The 16,357-nt window shown below is 74.8% G+C and carries 15 protein-coding genes; 10 read left to right on the forward strand and 5 right to left on the reverse strand.

From position 1 onward, the window contains the following. Positions 1-4: 4 nt before the first annotated feature. Entirely contained in the window at positions 5-1,123 is a 1,119-nt protein-coding gene (locus Sdagh_RS10030) for an epoxide hydrolase family protein (protein ID WP_190077762.1), read from the reverse strand. Positions 1,124-1,208: 85 nt separating this feature from the next. Between Sdagh_RS10030 and Sdagh_RS10035 the strand changes: the two genes are divergently transcribed. Further along, positions 1,209-2,135 (forward strand): LysR family transcriptional regulator, encoded by a 927-nt coding sequence (locus tag Sdagh_RS10035; protein WP_190077763.1) that lies wholly within the window; start codon positions 1,209-1,211, stop codon positions 2,133-2,135. 461 nt (positions 2,136-2,596) lie between these two features. On the opposite strand, the gene msrB is transcribed toward Sdagh_RS10035, so the two are convergent. The 4 genes from msrB to Sdagh_RS10055 form a co-directional block, all read right to left on the reverse strand. Beyond that, entirely contained in the window at positions 2,597-3,010 is a 414-nt protein-coding gene (gene msrB, locus Sdagh_RS10040) for a peptide-methionine (R)-S-oxide reductase MsrB (RefSeq protein WP_189421231.1), read from the reverse strand. 14 nt (positions 3,011-3,024) lie between these two features. Continuing rightward, the gene (murC, locus tag Sdagh_RS10045) at positions 3,025-4,413 is read right to left on the reverse strand and encodes a UDP-N-acetylmuramate--L-alanine ligase (protein ID WP_190077764.1); all 1,389 of its coding nucleotides are present in this window, start codon (positions 4,411-4,413) and stop codon (positions 3,025-3,027) included. 126 nt (positions 4,414-4,539) lie between these two features. Continuing rightward, positions 4,540-5,013, reverse strand: coding sequence for an indole-3-glycerol phosphate synthase (locus Sdagh_RS10050; protein ID WP_189421227.1), 474 nt, complete (start codon positions 5,011-5,013; stop codon positions 4,540-4,542). A 225-nt stretch (positions 5,014-5,238) separates the two neighbouring features. Further along, positions 5,239-6,051, reverse strand: coding sequence for a pyrimidine reductase family protein (locus tag Sdagh_RS10055; protein ID WP_189421224.1), 813 nt, complete (start codon positions 6,049-6,051; stop codon positions 5,239-5,241). 37 nt (positions 6,052-6,088) lie between these two features. On the opposite strand from Sdagh_RS10055, the gene zapE reads away from it, so the two are divergent. From zapE to Sdagh_RS10100, 9 genes are all read left to right on the forward strand, one after another. Continuing rightward, positions 6,089-7,225, forward strand: a complete 1,137-nt coding sequence (gene zapE / locus Sdagh_RS10060; protein WP_264201186.1) for a cell division protein ZapE — start codon at positions 6,089-6,091, stop codon at positions 7,223-7,225. A gap of 206 nt (positions 7,226-7,431) precedes the next feature. Further along, positions 7,432-7,833 (forward strand): hypothetical protein, encoded by a 402-nt coding sequence (locus Sdagh_RS10065; RefSeq protein WP_189421222.1) that lies wholly within the window; start codon positions 7,432-7,434, stop codon positions 7,831-7,833. Between the two features lie 79 nt (positions 7,834-7,912). Continuing rightward, positions 7,913-8,494, forward strand: coding sequence for a carbonic anhydrase (locus Sdagh_RS10070; RefSeq protein ID WP_189421220.1), 582 nt, complete (start codon positions 7,913-7,915; stop codon positions 8,492-8,494). Between the two features lie 8 nt (positions 8,495-8,502). After that, positions 8,503-10,032 (forward strand): SulP family inorganic anion transporter, encoded by a 1,530-nt coding sequence (locus tag Sdagh_RS10075; protein WP_190010729.1) that lies wholly within the window; start codon positions 8,503-8,505, stop codon positions 10,030-10,032. 151 nt (positions 10,033-10,183) lie between these two features. Then, on the forward strand, positions 10,184-11,593 hold the full coding sequence (locus Sdagh_RS10080) for a PhoX family protein (RefSeq protein WP_189421218.1): 1,410 nt from the start codon (positions 10,184-10,186) through the stop codon (positions 11,591-11,593). A gap of 32 nt (positions 11,594-11,625) precedes the next feature. Further along, positions 11,626-13,146, forward strand: coding sequence for an FAD-dependent oxidoreductase (locus tag Sdagh_RS10085; RefSeq protein ID WP_189421216.1), 1,521 nt, complete (start codon positions 11,626-11,628; stop codon positions 13,144-13,146). A 110-nt stretch (positions 13,147-13,256) separates the two neighbouring features. Then, the gene (locus tag Sdagh_RS10090; RefSeq protein ID WP_189421215.1) at positions 13,257-14,117 is read left to right on the forward strand and encodes a polysaccharide deacetylase family protein; all 861 of its coding nucleotides are present in this window, start codon (positions 13,257-13,259) and stop codon (positions 14,115-14,117) included. Positions 14,118-14,182: 65 nt separating this feature from the next. After that, on the forward strand, positions 14,183-14,902 hold the full coding sequence (locus Sdagh_RS10095; RefSeq protein WP_189421212.1) for an aminoacyl-tRNA hydrolase: 720 nt from the start codon (positions 14,183-14,185) through the stop codon (positions 14,900-14,902). A gap of 128 nt (positions 14,903-15,030) precedes the next feature. Next, positions 15,031-16,332, forward strand: a complete 1,302-nt coding sequence (locus Sdagh_RS10100) for an MbnB/TglH/ChrH family RiPP precursor modification enzyme (RefSeq protein WP_190077765.1) — start codon at positions 15,031-15,033, stop codon at positions 16,330-16,332. Positions 16,333-16,357 lie beyond the last annotated feature (25 nt).

Consider the following 16,357-nt stretch of genomic DNA (forward strand, 5'->3'; position numbering starts at 1 on the left):
GTCCTCACGCGGCCACCGCCCGAGCGAACCTGACGATCTCCTCGACGAACAGCGCGGGCTGCTCCAGAGCGGCGAAGTGGCCGCCCGCCGGGATGTCGTCGTTGAAGTACCGCAGGTCGCGGTAGGCGCGCTCGGCCCAGACGCGCGGGGTGCGCGTCAGTTCGTCCGGGAAGACGCTGACCCCGACGGGAAGGTCCACCTCGGCCGGAACGAGCGGCTGCCGGGCGTACTCCCAGTACAGGCGGGCGGCGGAAGCGGCGGTTCCGGTGAACCAGTACAGGGAGATGTGGTCGAGGATCTCGTCGGGGGTGAGGGCGCCCGGCCGGGCCCAGTCGAGGAACTTCTCGTAGATCCAGGCGGCCTGCCCGGCCGGGGAGTCGGTCAGGGCGTAGCCGATGGTCTGCGGCCGGGTGCGCTGCACGACGTGGTACCCCGAGTGGACGGCGAGGAAGTGGCTGCCCTGTTCGAGCGCGGCCTTCTCCTCCGGGGTCGGATCGTCGCCGACCGGTGGCGCGGCGAGGAACTCGGGGAAGTTGACGTGGATCGCCCGCAGGCCCGCCGGGCGCTGCGCCCCCATGCGGGTCGCTACGACACCGCCCCAGTCGCCTCCCTGGGCCAGGTAGGAGTCGTAGCCGAGGCGCCGCATGAGCACGCCGTACGCGCGGGCGATCCGGTCCGGGTCCCAGCCGGTCGAGACGGGGTGGTCGGAGAAGCCGTAGCCGGGCATCGAGGGCACGACCAGGTGGAAACCGCGCTCGGTGAGCGGGCCGACGGTCTTGAGGAACTCCAGGAACGAGCCCGGCCACCCGTGCAGCAGCAACAGGGGGGTGGCGCCGGGGCGGGGCGAGCGCACGTGCATGAAGTGGAGGCCGAGACCGTCGATGGTCGTGCGGAACTGGCCCAGCTCGTTGAGCCGCCGCTCCAGATCGCGCCAGTCGTACCCGGTGGCCCAGTACTCCAGCAGCTCCTCCAGGCGATCCCGCGGCACCCCCTGTCCGCTGTCCGGCACGGTCTCCCGGCCGGCCAGGCGTACGCGGCGCAGCCGGTCCCCCAGATCCTCCAGGGCACTGTCCGGAAGGGCGATAGGAAACGGTGTCACGCTGTCCGATGTCATGGTCACCACGGTGCGGCCACGACGAGTGCGCGGTCCAATGATTGTTCCGGTACACGTCATACGGTCCGCGTATGACACCAGCTAGGGTGGGGTGGTGTCCGAACGCTTCCCCGCGCCCGTGGACCTCGACCTCCGCCTGGTGCAGTGCTTCACGGTGGTCGCCGAGCACCAGCACTTCGGCCGTGCCGCCGAGGCGCTGCACACCACCCAGCCGTCGCTGAGCCGGCAGATCCGCCGCCTCGAACAGCAGGTGGGCGCCCGCCTGCTCGACCGCACCACGCGCGGCACCCGGCTCAGCGAGGCCGGCGAGGTCTTCCTGCCCCGGGCCGAGCGGCTGCTGCGCGACGCGGCCGAGGCGATGGCCCGCACCCGGGCCGCGGCCCGGCCCGGCAGCATCACCGTCGGCTACACCAGGGGGCTGGTCGTCACCGCGGCCGTACGGGCCCTGCGGGACCGCCATCCCGACGCCGAGGTCCACACCCGTCTGCTCGACTGGAACGACTCGCGCGGCGCGCTGCTGGAGCACCGCGTCGACGCGGTGGTGACGCGGCTGCCGTTCCCCACCGACCGGCTGCGCGTCACCGTCCTCCACGACGAACCGCGTGTGCTGGTCGTGCCCCGGGACCACCGGCTGGCCGGCCGGGAGTCCGTCACCCTCGACGACATCGCCGACGAGCCGATCCCCCACGTACGCCAGTCCGACCCGCTGCTGAACGCCTACTGGCGGCTCGACCCCCGGCCCGGCGGGCGGCCCGCGCCCGAAGGGCCCCTGGTCGAGGCGCTGGAGGACAAGCACGAACTCATCGCCGCCGGGCGGGCCGTGGCCATCGGGCCGCCCCTCGACCACGCGACCGGCCTGCACCCCAGCCTCACCACCGTCCCGTTGCGCGGGGTCGAACCGAGCCAGGTCGTCCTCGCCACGCGCGCCGGCGACCGCGGCCGTCTGGTCACCGCGTTCCGCAAGCACGCCGAGGAGCTGCTCACCGGAACCCACCGGGCCGGACCGGCCCGCACCCCCTGACCGGCGGCGGCTCCGCGCTCGATCAGGACGTGCGCGGGCGCCTCACGTGTCAGCACCCGCCCGGCGCGCACCGCCCGCCCGCGGTCGCGCCCCGCGCCCACCGCGCGCTCAGGCGCTCCGGGGCACCCGGCCCACGTGCGGCCCGGCGCCCGCCGGGCGGAGTTCCGCGAGCGCCGGCTCGCGGACCCGCCCGCCACACCCGCGGGGAGCACCGCGGGCGGAGCCGCAGCTCCACCGCGTCCCGGGCGCCGGGGTCCTCCCCCGGGTGCTCCCGGGCCCACTGCTCCGCCAGGTGGTCGTACTCCCCGGTGGCCGCCGGGCCGCTGTCCGGGAAGGCCCGGACGGCGGACCGCTCCACGATCCGGGCGGCACGGCGGGCCGCGGCGTCCTCGACGACGCGGCCCGCCCAGGCCGGTGACTCCTCGTCCCCGTGGAGGCCGGGCCTCGGGGAACGTGTCCGCTCAGCCGGCGTTCTCCTGCGGCCGCAGCCGCAGCGAGATGGAGTTGATGCAGTACCGCTGGTCGGTCGGGGTCGGGTACCCCTCGCCCTCGAAGACGTGTCCGAGGTGCGAGCCGCACCGGGCGCAGCGCACCTCGGTGCGGACCATCCCGTGGGACCGGTCCTCGATCAGCTCGACCGCGCCGGTGTCCTTCGGGTCGTAGAAGGACGGCCAGCCGCAGTGCGACTCGAACTTGGTGTCCGAGGTGAACAGCTCCGCGCCGCAGGCCCGGCAGGAGTAGACGCCCTCGGTCCTGGTGTCGGTGTACTCACCCACGAACGCGGGCTCGGTGCCGGCCTGCCGCAGGACGGCGTACTCGGCCGGGGACAGCTCCGCGCGCCACTGCTCGTCCGGCTTCTCGACGTCGTACGCCATGAGTGCTCAGCTCCCTACTTGCTCAGACGGTCCAGGATCAGCGGGCCGAGGTCGGTGACGTCGCCCGCGCCCATGGTGAGAACGAGATCACCGGGCCGGACCATTCCCGCGACCGCGTCCGGCACCCGCGCCGGGTCGCGGAGCGCGGAGACCTCCGCGCCGGCCGCGCGGGCCGCCTCGATGACCAGGTCGCTGGTGACGCCGGGAACCGGGTCCTCGCGGGCCGGGTAGATGTCGAGGACGACGGAGGCGTCGGCGAGCGTGAGCGCCTGGCCCATCTCCTTGCCGAGTTCCTGGGTGCGGGAGAACAGGTGGGGCTGGAAGACGACGAGGATACGGGCGTCGCCGGCCGCCGCGCGCATCGCCTCCAGGTCGGCGGTCATCTCGGTCGGGTGGTGGGCGTAGGAGTCGATGACCTGGACGCCGGCCGCCTCGCCCTTGAGCTGGAGCCGCCGCTTGACCCCGGTGTACGCGGCCAGCGCGGCGGCCAGGTCGGCCGCCGGGACGCCGAGCGCCACGCCCGCCGCCAGGGCGGCCACCGCGTTGGACGCGTAGTGCCGGCCGGGGACGGAGACGGTGAAGGTCAGCTCCGCGCCGTCCAGGACGACGGTGACCTCGCTCCTGAGGCCCCGCGCGACCACGGACAGGATGCGTACGTCGGCGTCGGCGGCCTCGCCGTACGTCACCGTCCGCACCGCTCCGGCCAGCCGCCGGGTCAGCTCCCGGGCGCCCTCGTGGTCGGCGGAGACCACCAGCGTGCCGCCGGGCACGATCCGTCCCGCGAAGGTCTCGAAGGACTCGTAGATCTCTTCCAGCGAGGCGTAGTTGGCGTGGTGGTCCAGCTCCACGTTGAGGACGACGGCGACCTCGGGGGCGTACGTGTGGAAGCTGCGGTCGGACTCGTCGGCCTCGGCGACGAAGATCTCGCCGTCGCCGTGCAGCGCGTTGGAGCCGGGCGCGTCCAGGTCGCCGCCGATGGCGTACGACGGGTCCAGACCCAGCTCGGCCAGGGCGACCGCCAGCATCGAGGTGGTGGTGGTCTTGCCGTGGGTGCCGGCGACCGCGAGCGGACGCGCGCCGTCCATCAGGGCGGCGAGGGCGTCGGAGCGGTGGACGACCGGGACGCCCAGCTCGGCGGCGCGGGCCAGTTCCGGGTTGTCGGCGCGGATCGCGGAGGAGACGACCACGCAGCTCGCGTCATCGGCGAGGTGCTCGGCGGCGTGCCCGATGTGGACCGTCGCCCCCAGCGCGCGCAGCGCCTCGGCGGTCGCGGAGTCCTTCGCGTCGCTGCCGGCCACCTTGGCGCCGCGCTGCGCGAGGATCTTGGCGATCCCCGACATTCCGGCGCCGCCGATGCCGATGAAGTGCGGTCGGTCCATGGCGGTGGGGAGGCCGGGTGCCATGTCTGTCTCCCTGTGCGTGCTGTTCCGTGGGGGTCCGCGGGGTACGGGGGACGTACGGCGGACGTGCGGTGGCCAGCCTATGCCGTGCGCCGCACGCCCGCCGACCGGCGTCGGGAGCGGCCGGGCTCACGCCTCGCTGTGCGAGAACAGCTTCAGCACCGGGACACCGACCTTGTGCCGGGCCCGCGAGGCCCAGTCCCGGTGGAAGAACTCCTCCACGTAGTGCGGGTCGGTCAGCACGATCACCTCGTCGGCGCCGACCTCCTGCACGAGGGACTGCAACTCGTCCAGCGGGTGGGCGTCGATCAGCCGGCCCGCCGCCGCGCTGCCCGAGGCGCGCAGCGCGGTCAGGGAGACCTCCAGGGCCCGCCGCCCCGTGCTCAGCGCCTCCTCGCCCTCGGGCGTCTCGCCCTCGCGGACCGCCTCGTCCAGCTCGCCGAGCGCGACGTCGTCGATGGCCCGCAGCAGCCGGTCCGCCTGGTCGCCGCGCGGCTGGAGCAGCACGTGGAAGGAGACGGACTCGTCCCCGTGCAAGGTGGTGACGAACTCGACGTCGGCGGACGTCAGGGCCTTCTCGATCATCAAAACGCTTGTGAACACCAGCGCCCCTTCTCCCTCGAGGGCCGCTCGGGCCCTCCCTCCGGTAGCCGTGTTCCGGCCCTTGAGGAAACCATCCTGCCCCGTGATCCCACGGGTACTGACGCAATCAGTGTGCCCGTCGCGCGGTAAGCGGAATGGCGGATTCCGCCGATTCCCGGCAGGGTTCCCGGCGGCGCGGTACCCGCCGAACATATACCCGAATGCCGGACCTTCCGGCCTCGCCCCCTACCCTGCGGGCCGCCGGTAGCAGGCATAGAGGAAACCTTCCTCCTCCAAGAGGGAGGCCAGCTCGAACCGCCGCGGCACCGCGAGGGACGGGCCCCCGGCGATCCGCTGCGCGTCCCCCGCCGTCAGCGTCGGGGACACGGTCAGGCACAGCTCGTCGAGGACCCCGGCCGCGACGAACTGGCCCAGCAGCCGCGGCCCGCCCTCGGTCAGCAGCCGTCGGAGGCCGAGCCCGGCCAGCTCCGCGACCGCCCGCGCGGGGTCCACGCCGGCGCCGTCCCCGGCGACCACCACGCGGACGCCGGCCCGCTCCGCCGCGGCGACCCGGTCGGCCGGTGCCGCGGCGCCGGTCAGGAGCAGCGTGGGCACCGGCGGCGCGGCGAACAGCGGCAGCGAGAAGTCCAGCTCAAGACCGGCGCTGACCACGGCGATCGCCGGCACCGGCGCCTGCCCGGCGGCCCGCCGCGCCGCCGCGAACGCGTCCCGCACCCTGGCCGGGCGGTATCCCTCCTGGCGGACCGTCTCGGCACCGGCCACGACCACGTCGGCCAGCGCCCGCAGCGTGCCGAAGATCCGCATGTCGGTGGCGCCGGAGAGGGGGTGGGAGCGGCCGTCGTGCTGGGCGGCCCCGTCGAGGGAGGAGACCATGTTGGCCCGCAGCCACACGTCCGGCCCCCCGCCGCCCGGCCGGTCACCGCCGAGCGCGGGATAGGCGTAGGCGGCGGCCAGCTCCGCGAGGCTCCACTCCCGCTCGGCCTCCCCGGAGGGCGCCGGCGCTGCTGTCTGATCGGTCACAGGGAACAGGCGTCGCATGCGGTGCAGTGTTCCACGGCAACTAGCATGGCGAACCGTGTCGTCTCCCTCCCCGGCCTCCGGCCCCGCCACCTCCGGCCCCGCCGCCTCCGCCCCCCTGGCGGACGGCGCGGACACCGCCCCGCTGTCCCTGTGCGCCCGCGAGCCGCGTGTCCCGGCGGACCGGCTGGTGGCCGAGATGGTGCCACCGCCGCGGTTCGACTCGGTGCGATTCGACACATACGTACCGGACCCGGCGCAGCCCAGCCAGAGCGAGGCCGTGCGGGTGCTGGAGGACTTCGCGGCCGGGCTCGGCGGGACGCCGGCGGCGGGCGGGCGGCGTGGCCTGTTCGGATTCGGCCGGAGCAAGGCGCCGAAGGCCCCCGCGGGCCCCCGCGGTGTCTACCTGGACGGCGGTTACGGCGTCGGCAAGACCCACCTGCTCGCCTCCCTGTGGCACGCCACCGACGCCGAGCCCTCCCGCAAGGCGTTCGGCACCTTCGTGGAGCTGACCAACCTGGTCGGCGCCCTCGGCTTCCAGCAGACCGTGCGGACCCTGTCCGGGCACCGGCTGCTGTGCATCGACGAGTTCGAACTGGACGACCCGGGCGACACCGTCCTCGTCTCCAGCCTGCTGGCCCGGCTGGTGGAGGCGGGCGTGGCGCTGGCCGCCACCTCCAACACGCTGCCCGGCAAGCTCGGCGAGGGCCGGTTCGCGGCGGCCGACTTCCTGCGCGAGATCCAGGGCCTGTCCGCCCACTTCCGCACCCTGCGCATCGACGGCGAGGACTACCGCCACCGCGGCCTGCCCGAGGCACCGGCGCCGTACTCCGACGAGCAGGTCACCCGGGCCGCGCACGCCACCGCCGGCGCCTCCCTGGACGCCTTCCCCGACCTGCTGGACCACCTCGCCCGGGTCCACCCCAGCCGCTACGGCGCGCTGACCGGCGACCTGAGCGCCGTGTGCCTCACCGGGGTGCGTCCGGTGCCGGACCAGTCGACGGCGCTGCGCCTCGTGGTGCTCGCGGACCGGCTCTACGACCGCGAGGTGCCGGTCCTCGCCTCCGGGCTCCCCTTCGACCAGCTGTTCGGTGAGGACATGCTGAACGGCGGGTACCGCAAGAAGTACTTCCGCGCGATCTCCCGGCTGACCGCGCTGGCCCGCGACGCGGCCCGCCTCGTCGACACCCGCTGAGGCGGCGCCCCACCCCGCGCAGCACGCCGAAAGCGCCCCAGGCAAGGGGGTGTTCACGCCACCCGCCCGCTCTTTTCACGCTCTCTTCAGACTCGAAACGTCGAGTTAACCCTGCAAACGACTCCGCCGGGTTACCGTCTCTCTTGACCAGTCATTGACCAAGACTTGGTCTTCGTAAAACGTTCGAACGTCGCGGAGGGGGGCGCATGTTCCGAGGCACGACGGCCCGATCCGTCATCTCCTTCCTCGCCGCCGCCCTGCTCGCCCTCCAGCTCTTCGCACCGAGTGCTCCGTTCGCATCCGCGCATACGACTCGTGAAGCCGTGGCCAAAGCCCCGACCGGGGCCGACCCCGCCGGACGGGCCCTCCGCACGGAGACCGTCAGCTGTCACGACGCCGGCCGGCCCGGGGACCCGACCGGTCCCCTGCGTCCGCGCGACCGGCACCGCGCCACCGCCGCCGGTGCGCCACAGGCCGCCGAGCGGCCGCTCACGAGCCGGCCCACCCCGGCCGTCTCCGACCCGGCCCCGCCCGACCCCGGGCACCGGCGGCCGTCGAGACCCTCGACGGACCGCACCCCGGCGGCACTCCAGGTGTTCCGCTGCTGAGCCTGCCCGCAGCAGCCCCCACCTCTGTCACCTGCCCGTCCGACGCGCCCCCACTGCGCGCCAGGAGGAAAACACCCTCATGCAACCCCTCATCGACCACGCCCGCACGTACGGACAGCGCCCTGAGGAGTTCGCCAGGTACGCCGAAGGCCAGTCCCCCGACGTCCTGTTCATCACCTGCTCCGACTCGCGGGTGGTCCCCGCCCTGATCACGGGCGCCCGCCCCGGCCAGCTCTTCGAGCTGCGCACCGCGGGCAACGTCGTCCCCCCGTACACCGCCGAGCGCCCCACCGGCGAGGCGGCCACCATCGAGTACGCCGTGCAGGTCCTCGGCGTCGCGGACATCGTGGTCTGCGGCCACTCCCACTGCGGCGCCGTCGGCGCGATGGTCCGCGGCGACGACCTGAGCACCGTACCGGCCGTGCGCGACTGGCTGGACTACGGCGCGGACCGGCCGGAGTGCTCCGACCCGGCCGACCCGGCGGTCGCCGAGCCCGTGCAGAACCACGTCCTGGCCCAGGTGCTGCGGCTGCGCTCCTACCCGTGTGTGCAGCGGGGTCTGGCGGAGGGCCGGCTGCGGGTGCACGGCTGGTTCTACGAGGTGCACACCGGAACCGTCCGCGCCCACCGCGCGGACACCGACACCTTCGAGGTCCTGTGAGCGACGCCATGACCCGAATAGCCAAGTACCCGTTCCTGCGGCAGGACTTCGCCGCCTCCCTCGTCGTCTTCCTGGTGGCGCTGCCGCTGTGCGTGGGCGTCGCCGTCGCCTCCGGGGTCCCCGCCGAGGTCGGTCTGATCACCGGCATCGTCGGCGGCATCGTCACCGGCCTGCTGCCCGGCAGCAGCCTCCAGGTGTCCGGCCCCGCCGCCGGACTGACCGTGCTGGTCTACGAGGCCGTCCAGACCTACGGCCTGGCCGCGCTCGGCGTGATCGTGCTGGCCACCGGGCTGCTCCAGCTCGGCATGGGCGCCCTGCGGCTGGGGCGCTGGTTCCGGGCCATCTCGCTCTCGGTGGTCGAGGGCATGCTGGCCGGTATCGGACTGGTCATCATCGCGGGCCAGCTCTACGCGGCGGCCGGCCTGGAGGCCCCCTCCTCCGGCCTCGGCAAGATCGCCGGGCTGCCGGGGGCGGCGGCCGACGCGGTCGGCTCGGCCGAGGCGCTGGCCTCGCTCGCGGTCGGCGCGGGCACCATCGCGGTGATGGTGCTGTGGAAGAAGCTGCCCCGGCAGGCGCAGACCGTGCCGGGCGCGCTCGCCGCGGTCGTCCTCGCCGTCCTCGCCGTCCTCGCCTTCGGGCTGCCGGTCGCCACCGTCGAGGTCAACGGGCTGCTGGACTCCGTCCAGGTGCCCGGCGCCGACGCCTTCGGCGAACTGGCGAGCGTCGGCATCATCGGCACGATCATCGCCTTCACCCTGATCGCCTCCGCCGAGAGCCTGTTCAGCGCCGCCGCGGTGGACCGGCTGCACGACGGTCCGCGCACCGAGTACAACAAGGAACTCATGGCGCAGGGCGCGGGCAACGCGGTCTGCGGCGTGCTCGGCGCGCTGCCGATGACCGCGGTGATCGTGCGCAGCTCGGCCAATGTCGCGGCGGGCGCGAGGACCAAGGCGTCGCGTGTCCTGCACGGCGTCTGGCTGCTGCTGTTCGCGGCGCTGCTGCCCGCCGCGCTGGCCCTGATCCCGCTGCCCGCGCTGGCCGGCATCCTGGTCCACGCCGGCTGGAAGCTGATCCCGTTCCGCGGCCTGGCGGCGCTGTGGCGCACGCACCGGGGCGAGGCGCTCATCCTCGTCGTCACGGCCGTGTCCATCGTCGCGGTCAACATGTTCGAGGGCGTGCTCATCGGCCTGGCCCTGTCGGTCGTCAAGACCGCCTGGGAGGCCTCGCACCTGAGGACCGAGACCGTCGACAAGGGCGCCGGCCCGATCCAGGTGTACCTGACGGGGAACGCCACCTTCCTGCGGCTGCCGAAGATCCTCGACAGCCTGGAGTCGCTGCCCCAGGACCGCCCGATCGAGCTGGACCTGACCGGGCTGCACCACCTGGACCACGCCTGCCGCACGGCCCTGGAGAACTGGGCCGAACGGCACAGCGCCACCGGCACCGACCCGGTGAAGGTCACGGGGCCCACGCGCCCCGCGGGACGCGCGACCGCGGAACGCCCATCCGCGGAACACACGGCGGCACCCACCGGGTGACGCCCGCCCGGTACGGCCGGCCGCCGCGCACCCCGGCACGGATGCGCGGCGGCCGGCCGTGACACATGCTCCGCGCGTGGTTCCCGAGGCATCTGTGAAGTGATAAACACAGCGGGTCACCGTCCCTGTCCGCCAGCAGGAAGGTTTCCCCATGTCCGTGTCCCCCCGCCCGGCGATCCCGCCGACCGGTCCGGCGTCCCGCCGTGAGATCCTCGCCCGCTCCGGTGCCCTGGGAGCGGGCATCGTCTTCACCGGCGCCCTGACGGAACTCTTCACCGGCACCGCCGCCGCGCGGTCCCTCGGCCACACCGGCTACGGCCCCCTCGTCCCCGACCCCGACGGGCTGCTCGACCTGCCCGCCGGCTTCCGCTACCGGGTGCTGTCCCGGGAGGGCGACCCCCTGCGCTCGGGCGAGGGCCCGGTCCCCTCGAACCACGACGGCATGGCCGCCTTCCCCGTCCGCCGGGGCCGCGGCGCCGTCCACCTGGTCCGCAACCACGAGAACCGCGCCGACGGCCGGGTCCCGGTCACCCCCGTCGAGGGCCTCACCTACGACCCGGCCGGCCGGGGCGGCTGCACCGCCCTCACCCTGGACTCCCGCGACCGGGTCCTGTCCGAACGGATCGCCCTCGCCGGTACGGCCGTGAACTGCGCGGGCGGCCCCACCCCCTGGCACACCTGGCTGACCTGCGAGGAGACCGAGGACCGGGCCGGCACCAACGGCTACACCAAGGACCACGGCTTCATCTTCGAGGTCGACCCGGCCGACCCGCACCGCACCGGGGCGGTCCCGCTGACCGCGATGGGCCGCTTCCAGCACGAGGCGATCGCCGTGGACCCGCGCCGCGGCGTGGTCTACGAGACGGAGGACGCCTTCGACAAGCCCTTCGGCCTCTTCTACCGCTTCCTGCCCGAGAAGCCGCTCGGCGGCACGGGTTCCCTGCGGGCGGGCGGCCGGCTCCAGGCGATGCGGGTGCCCGGCGTCCCCGACCTCTCCACCGTGCGGGAGACCGGCGCCGCCTTCGACGGCGTCGAATGGGCCGACGTACCGGACCCGCTGGCCACCGCGACCCCCATCCGCTTCCAGGACTTCGGCCCCGGCGGCATCACCCACGCGCAGAAACTGGAGGGCTGCTACTGGGGCGGGCGCAGCGTCTACTTCGTGTCGTCCTTCGCCCGCAGCGCGCAGGGCTCGGCCGCCGACCACCACGGGCAGATCTGGCGCTACGAGCCCGAGCGGCGCCGTCTCACCCTGGTGATCGTCTTCGGCCCGGACACCGACGTCCGGCTCCCCGGCGAGTCCCCGGACAACATCTGCCTGGCCCCCAGCGGCGGCCTGATGGTCTGCGAGGACGGGAACGGCGCCCAGCACGTCTACGGGGTGACCAGGAGGGGCGAGGTCTACGCGATGGCCCGGGGCCGCCAGAACATCGGCACGCCCGAGGAGCCGGAGTGGGGCGAGTTCGCGGGCGTCACCTTCTCGCCGGACGGCGAGACGATGTACGTCAACTGCTACACCCCGGGGACGACGTTCGCGGTGACCGGGCCGTGGCGCGGGTGACGCAGCCGCCGTAACGGGGTACCCGGCGCCGTATGACTCAGAACGCGCAGGTCAGCGGCTCGTACTGGTTGGAGACGGCACCGGGTGCGCCCCGCCCCGCCCTGACGGAGGACACCGAGGCCGACGTCGCCGTCATCGGCGGCGGCGTCGCCGGGCTGAGCACGGCGTTCGAGCTGGCGCGGGCCGGGCGGAGCGTGGTGGTGCTGGAGGCCGGGCGGATCGCCGCGGGCGTCACCGGGCACACCACCGCCAAGCTCACCGCCCTGCACACCCTGGTCTACGACAAGCTGCGCCGCACCCGGGGGCCCGAGGGCGCCCGGCTGTACGCCCGTTCGCAGAGCGAGGCGATCGCGCACGCCGCCGCGCTCGTGGACGAGCTGGGCATCGACTGCGACTGGGAGCCGAGGAGCGCGTACACCTACGTCCGGGACGAGAACCGGGTGGACGAGCTGCGGGCGGAGGCCGCGGCGGCGAAGGAGGCGGGGCTGCCGGCCGAGTTCGTCACGGAGACCGGGCTGCCGTTCCCGGTGGCGGGCGCGGTCCGGGTCGCCGGCGGCGCCCAGTTCCACCCGCGGGCGTACCTGCTGGCCCTCGCGGACGCGCTGGAGGCGCTCGGCGGCCGGATCTTCGAGGGGACCACCGTGCACGGCCTGGACGAGGGCGAGCCCTGCCGGGTCTCGGCCGGGACCGGGGCGACGGTACGGGCGAAGGACGTGGTGGTGGCCACCCATTACCCGGTGTTCGACCGGGCGCTGCTGTTCACCCGCCTCAGCCCGCGCCGCGAGCTGGTGGTGGCCGGACCGATCGACGCCGGCCGGGACATCGACGGCATGTACATCACCCCGGACGAGAACACCCGCTCGCTGCGCACCGCGCCCCTCGCCGACGGCCGCCGGCTCCTCATCGTCACCGGGGAGCACTTCACCCCGGGCACCGGCGACACCCGGGAGCGCTTCGACCGCCTCTCCGCCTGGGCCCGCGAGTACTTCCCCGGTGTGGAGCCGACCCACTCCTGGGCCACCCAGGACATCGACCCCACGGACACCGTCCCGATGGTGGGCCCGCTGCACCCCGGCGCCCACCACGCCTACGTGGCCACCGGCTTCGGCGGCTGGGGCCTGAGCGGCGGCATGATGGCGGGCCTGCTGCTCACCTCGCTGATCACCGGCGAGGGCAGCGAGTGGAGCGGCCTGTACGACCCGCGCCGGCTGCGCAGCCAGGTGCGGGAGGCGGGCCGGCTGCTGAAGACGCAGGCCGAGGTGGCGGGCCACTTCGTCGGCGACCGGCTGCGCCCCGCCCCGCCGGTGGACGCCCTGCCGCCCGGCGAGGGCGCGGTCGTCCGCACCGCGAACGGCGACCGCGTGGCCGTCTACCGCGACGAGGCCGGCGTCCTGCACGGCGTCTCCCCCCGCTGCACCCACCTCGGCTGCCTGGTCGGCTTCAACAGCGCCGAACGCGCCTGGGAATGCCCGTGCCACGGCTCCCGCTTCACCCCGGACGGCACGGTCATCGAGGGCCCGGCGACGAAGCCGCTGGAGCGGCGGGAGATCTGACGGCCCGGCACCGGCCCGGTACGGCGGGCGTCCGGCCGCGCGGGTGACCGCGCGGCCGGGTCACGGTCGGGCACCCCGGAAACCAGCGAAGCCGCCCATACGTTCGTACGATGATCACTCTCGTACGCCGTGCGGTGCCGCTCTGTCTGCTGGCCGCCGCCCTCGCCGCCTGCGGCACCCCCGAGCCCCCCGCCCACCCGGAGGCCCCCCGGTCCGCCTCCGCCTCCCCCTCCCCCTCCGCCTCCGTGCGGCCGTCCGTGCCGACGCTCGCGCCCGGGCCGGCCGGGCTCACGCCGGTGTTCTCACACGGGCCGCGGGGCGGGGGGCGGAATGTGGCGCTGACCTTCGACGCCGACATGACGGCCGATCAGGGGCCGCGGGCCGCGGCGGGTGAGCGGTTCGACAATCCGGGGCTGATCGCCGCGCTGCGGGAGCTGAAGGTGCCGGCGACGGTGTTCATGACCGGCCGGTGGGCAGAGGAGTATCCGGAGCAGGCCCGGTCGATCGGCCGGGACCGCCTCTTCGAGGTCGCGAACCACTCCTACAGCCACTACGCGTTCACCGGTGACTGCTACGGCCTGCCGACCGTCGCCGCGGACCGGATGCGGGCGGACGTGGAGCGGGCGTACGCGGCGTTCCGGAAGGCCGGGGTGCCGGAGCCGATGCCGTACTTCCGCTTCCCGGGCGGCTGCCACGACCGGGCCGCGCTGAAGGAGCTGACGGCGGCCGGGGTCACCGCCGTGCAGTGGGACGTGGTGAGCGGCGACGCCTTCGCGACGGACGCGGACGCGGTGGCCCGGCAGGTGCTGGACGGGGTCCGGCCGGGATCGGTCGTGGTGCTGCACTGCACCCGCAGCGCCGCCCCGGTCACCGAGCGGGCGGTGCGGGCGATCGTGCCGGGGCTGCGCCGCCAGGGGTACCGCTTCGTGAAGGTGTCCGAGCTGGTCGGCGCCGCCCACGGACGGACCTGACACCGGCCGTCGTACAAGGCCCCCGGCCGGTCCGGGCCGGCCGGGGGCCTTGGCAGACTGGGGTCATGAGCACAGAGCCCACGCCCCCGGCGACCGACAGCCCCTTCCGCGCCGGACCCGGCGACCGCGACCTCGCGCCGCAGTACGTCCTCCCGCTCGTCGTCCGGATCGAGCGGGCGGCGCCGCCGGCCCGGACGGACGCGCTGGAGACCGCCGCGCGGGCGGTGCTGGTCCTGCTCGCCGACGAGCGGTCGGCCGGGGACGGGGAGTGGGCCGGGGCGGTGCGGGACTGGCAGGACGCCCGTATCCGCAAGGTGGTCCGGCGGGCGCGCGGCGCCGAGTGGCGGCGGGCCGGGGCGCTGCCCGGCATCACGGTGACCGGGAAGTCGGCCGAGGTCCGGGTCTTCCCGCCGGTCCCGCTGGACGGCTGGCCCAAGGACCTGGCCAGGCTCCAGGTCTCCGGCACGGAACTGGACGACCCCGAACCGCCGGCCGCGCCCGACCGCTCCGGGCCGGTGCTGTGGCTGAACCCCGAGGTCGGCATGTCGGCCGGCAAGGCGATGGCGCAGGCCGGACACGGTGCCCAGCTCGCCTGGTGGGAGCTGACCGACGCGCAGCGGGCCGACTGGCGGGGCGCCGGCTTCCCGCTGGCCGTACGGACCGCCGACCCGGCGGAGTGGGCGCGGCTCACCGCCGGCGGTCTCCCGGTGGTCCGGGACGCCGGGTTCACGGAGATCGCGCCGGGGTCGTGCACGGTGGTCGCGGACCATCCCGCGCTGCGGTGAGGGCCGAGGGGGCGGGGCCGAGGGGGCGGGAAACCTCAAATGTTCCTCTGAGCCCTTCCCCGGCACGGTTGCCCCGCCCGCTCCCGGGCGATACCCCAGGCATGAGCGAAGGGAAGGGGGGTGAGGTCGTGAAGCGACTGGGGACCGGCATCGGATGGCGTCCGGAGATCGCGGACGCCGTCGAGGCGATGCCCGGAGTGGACTGGGTCGAGGCCGTGGCCGAGAACCTCTGCCCCGGCCATCTCCCGGCCTCGCTGCTGCGGCTGCGCGAGCGCGGCGTCACGGTGGTGCCGCACGGCGTCTCCCTCGGCCTCGGCGGTGCCGACCGGCCGGACGCGGGCCGGCTCGCGGCGCTGGCCGAGCGGGTGGAGGCGCTGGGGTCGCCGCTGGTCACCGAGCACATCGCATTCGTCCGCGCGGGCGGCCCCGGCACGTTCTCACCGCGCCTGGAGGCGGGCCACCTGCTGCCCGTGCCGCGTACCCGCGACGCCCTGGACGTGCTGTGCGAGAACGTCCGGATCGCGCAGGAGGCGCTGCCCGTGCCGCTCGCGGTGGAGAACATCGCGGCGCTCTTCGCCTGGCCCGGCGAGGAACTGACGGAGGGCCAGTTCCTCTACGAGCTGGCCGACCGGACCGGCGTACGGCTGCTGATCGACGTGGCCAACCTGCACACCAACCACGTCAACAACGGCGAGGACCCGGCGCGGGCGCTGGCCGAACTGCCGCTGGAGGCGCTCGCCTACGTCCATGTCGCGGGCGGTGTGGAGCGCGACGGCGTCTGGCACGACAGCCACGCCCACCCCGTCCCCGCCCCGGTGCTCGACGTACTGGCCGACCTCGCCTCCCGCGTCACCCCGCCCGGTGTGCTGCTGGAGCGGGACGAGGACTTCCCCGGACCGGCCGAGCTGGAGGGGGAGCTGGCGGCGATCCGGGCGGCGGTGGAGAGGGGGCGCACCGGGTCCCGGGACTCCGCGCGCTGCTCGGGCCGGCCGACCGAGGAGCGGCCGGCCGGGGAGCCCGTACGGCGGCGGCTCGCCCTCGACCAGACCGCGCTGCTGTCGGCGCTGGTGGCCGGCACCCCCGCCCCGGAGGGGTTCGACCGGGCGCGGCTGGCGGTGCAGACCGGCGCGCTCGCCGCGAAGCGGGCCGGGGTGGTCGCGAAGGTCGCCCCCGAACTGCCGGAGATCCTGGGCGCGGCGTACCGGCCGGCGTTCCTGGCGTACGCGGGGACGCGGCCGATGAGCGGTGGCTACCGCCGGGACGCCCTGGACTTCGCGGCTCACCTGCTGGAGCCGGGCGCGCCCGCGGACGCCCGGGTCCGGCGGGAGGTGCGGGCGTGGTGGCGGGAGCGGTCCGGGCCGGTGCCCCGGTCGCGGCGGCCCGTGGTGCGGCTGGTGCGCGGCGTGCGGCGGACGGTGCTGGGGCGCTGAACGGCGCCGGCCGGAACGTCACGTA

The sequence above is a fragment of the Streptomyces daghestanicus genome, assembly GCF_020521275.1.
Lineage (GTDB): Bacteria > Actinomycetota > Actinomycetes > Streptomycetales > Streptomycetaceae > Streptomyces > Streptomyces griseoviridis.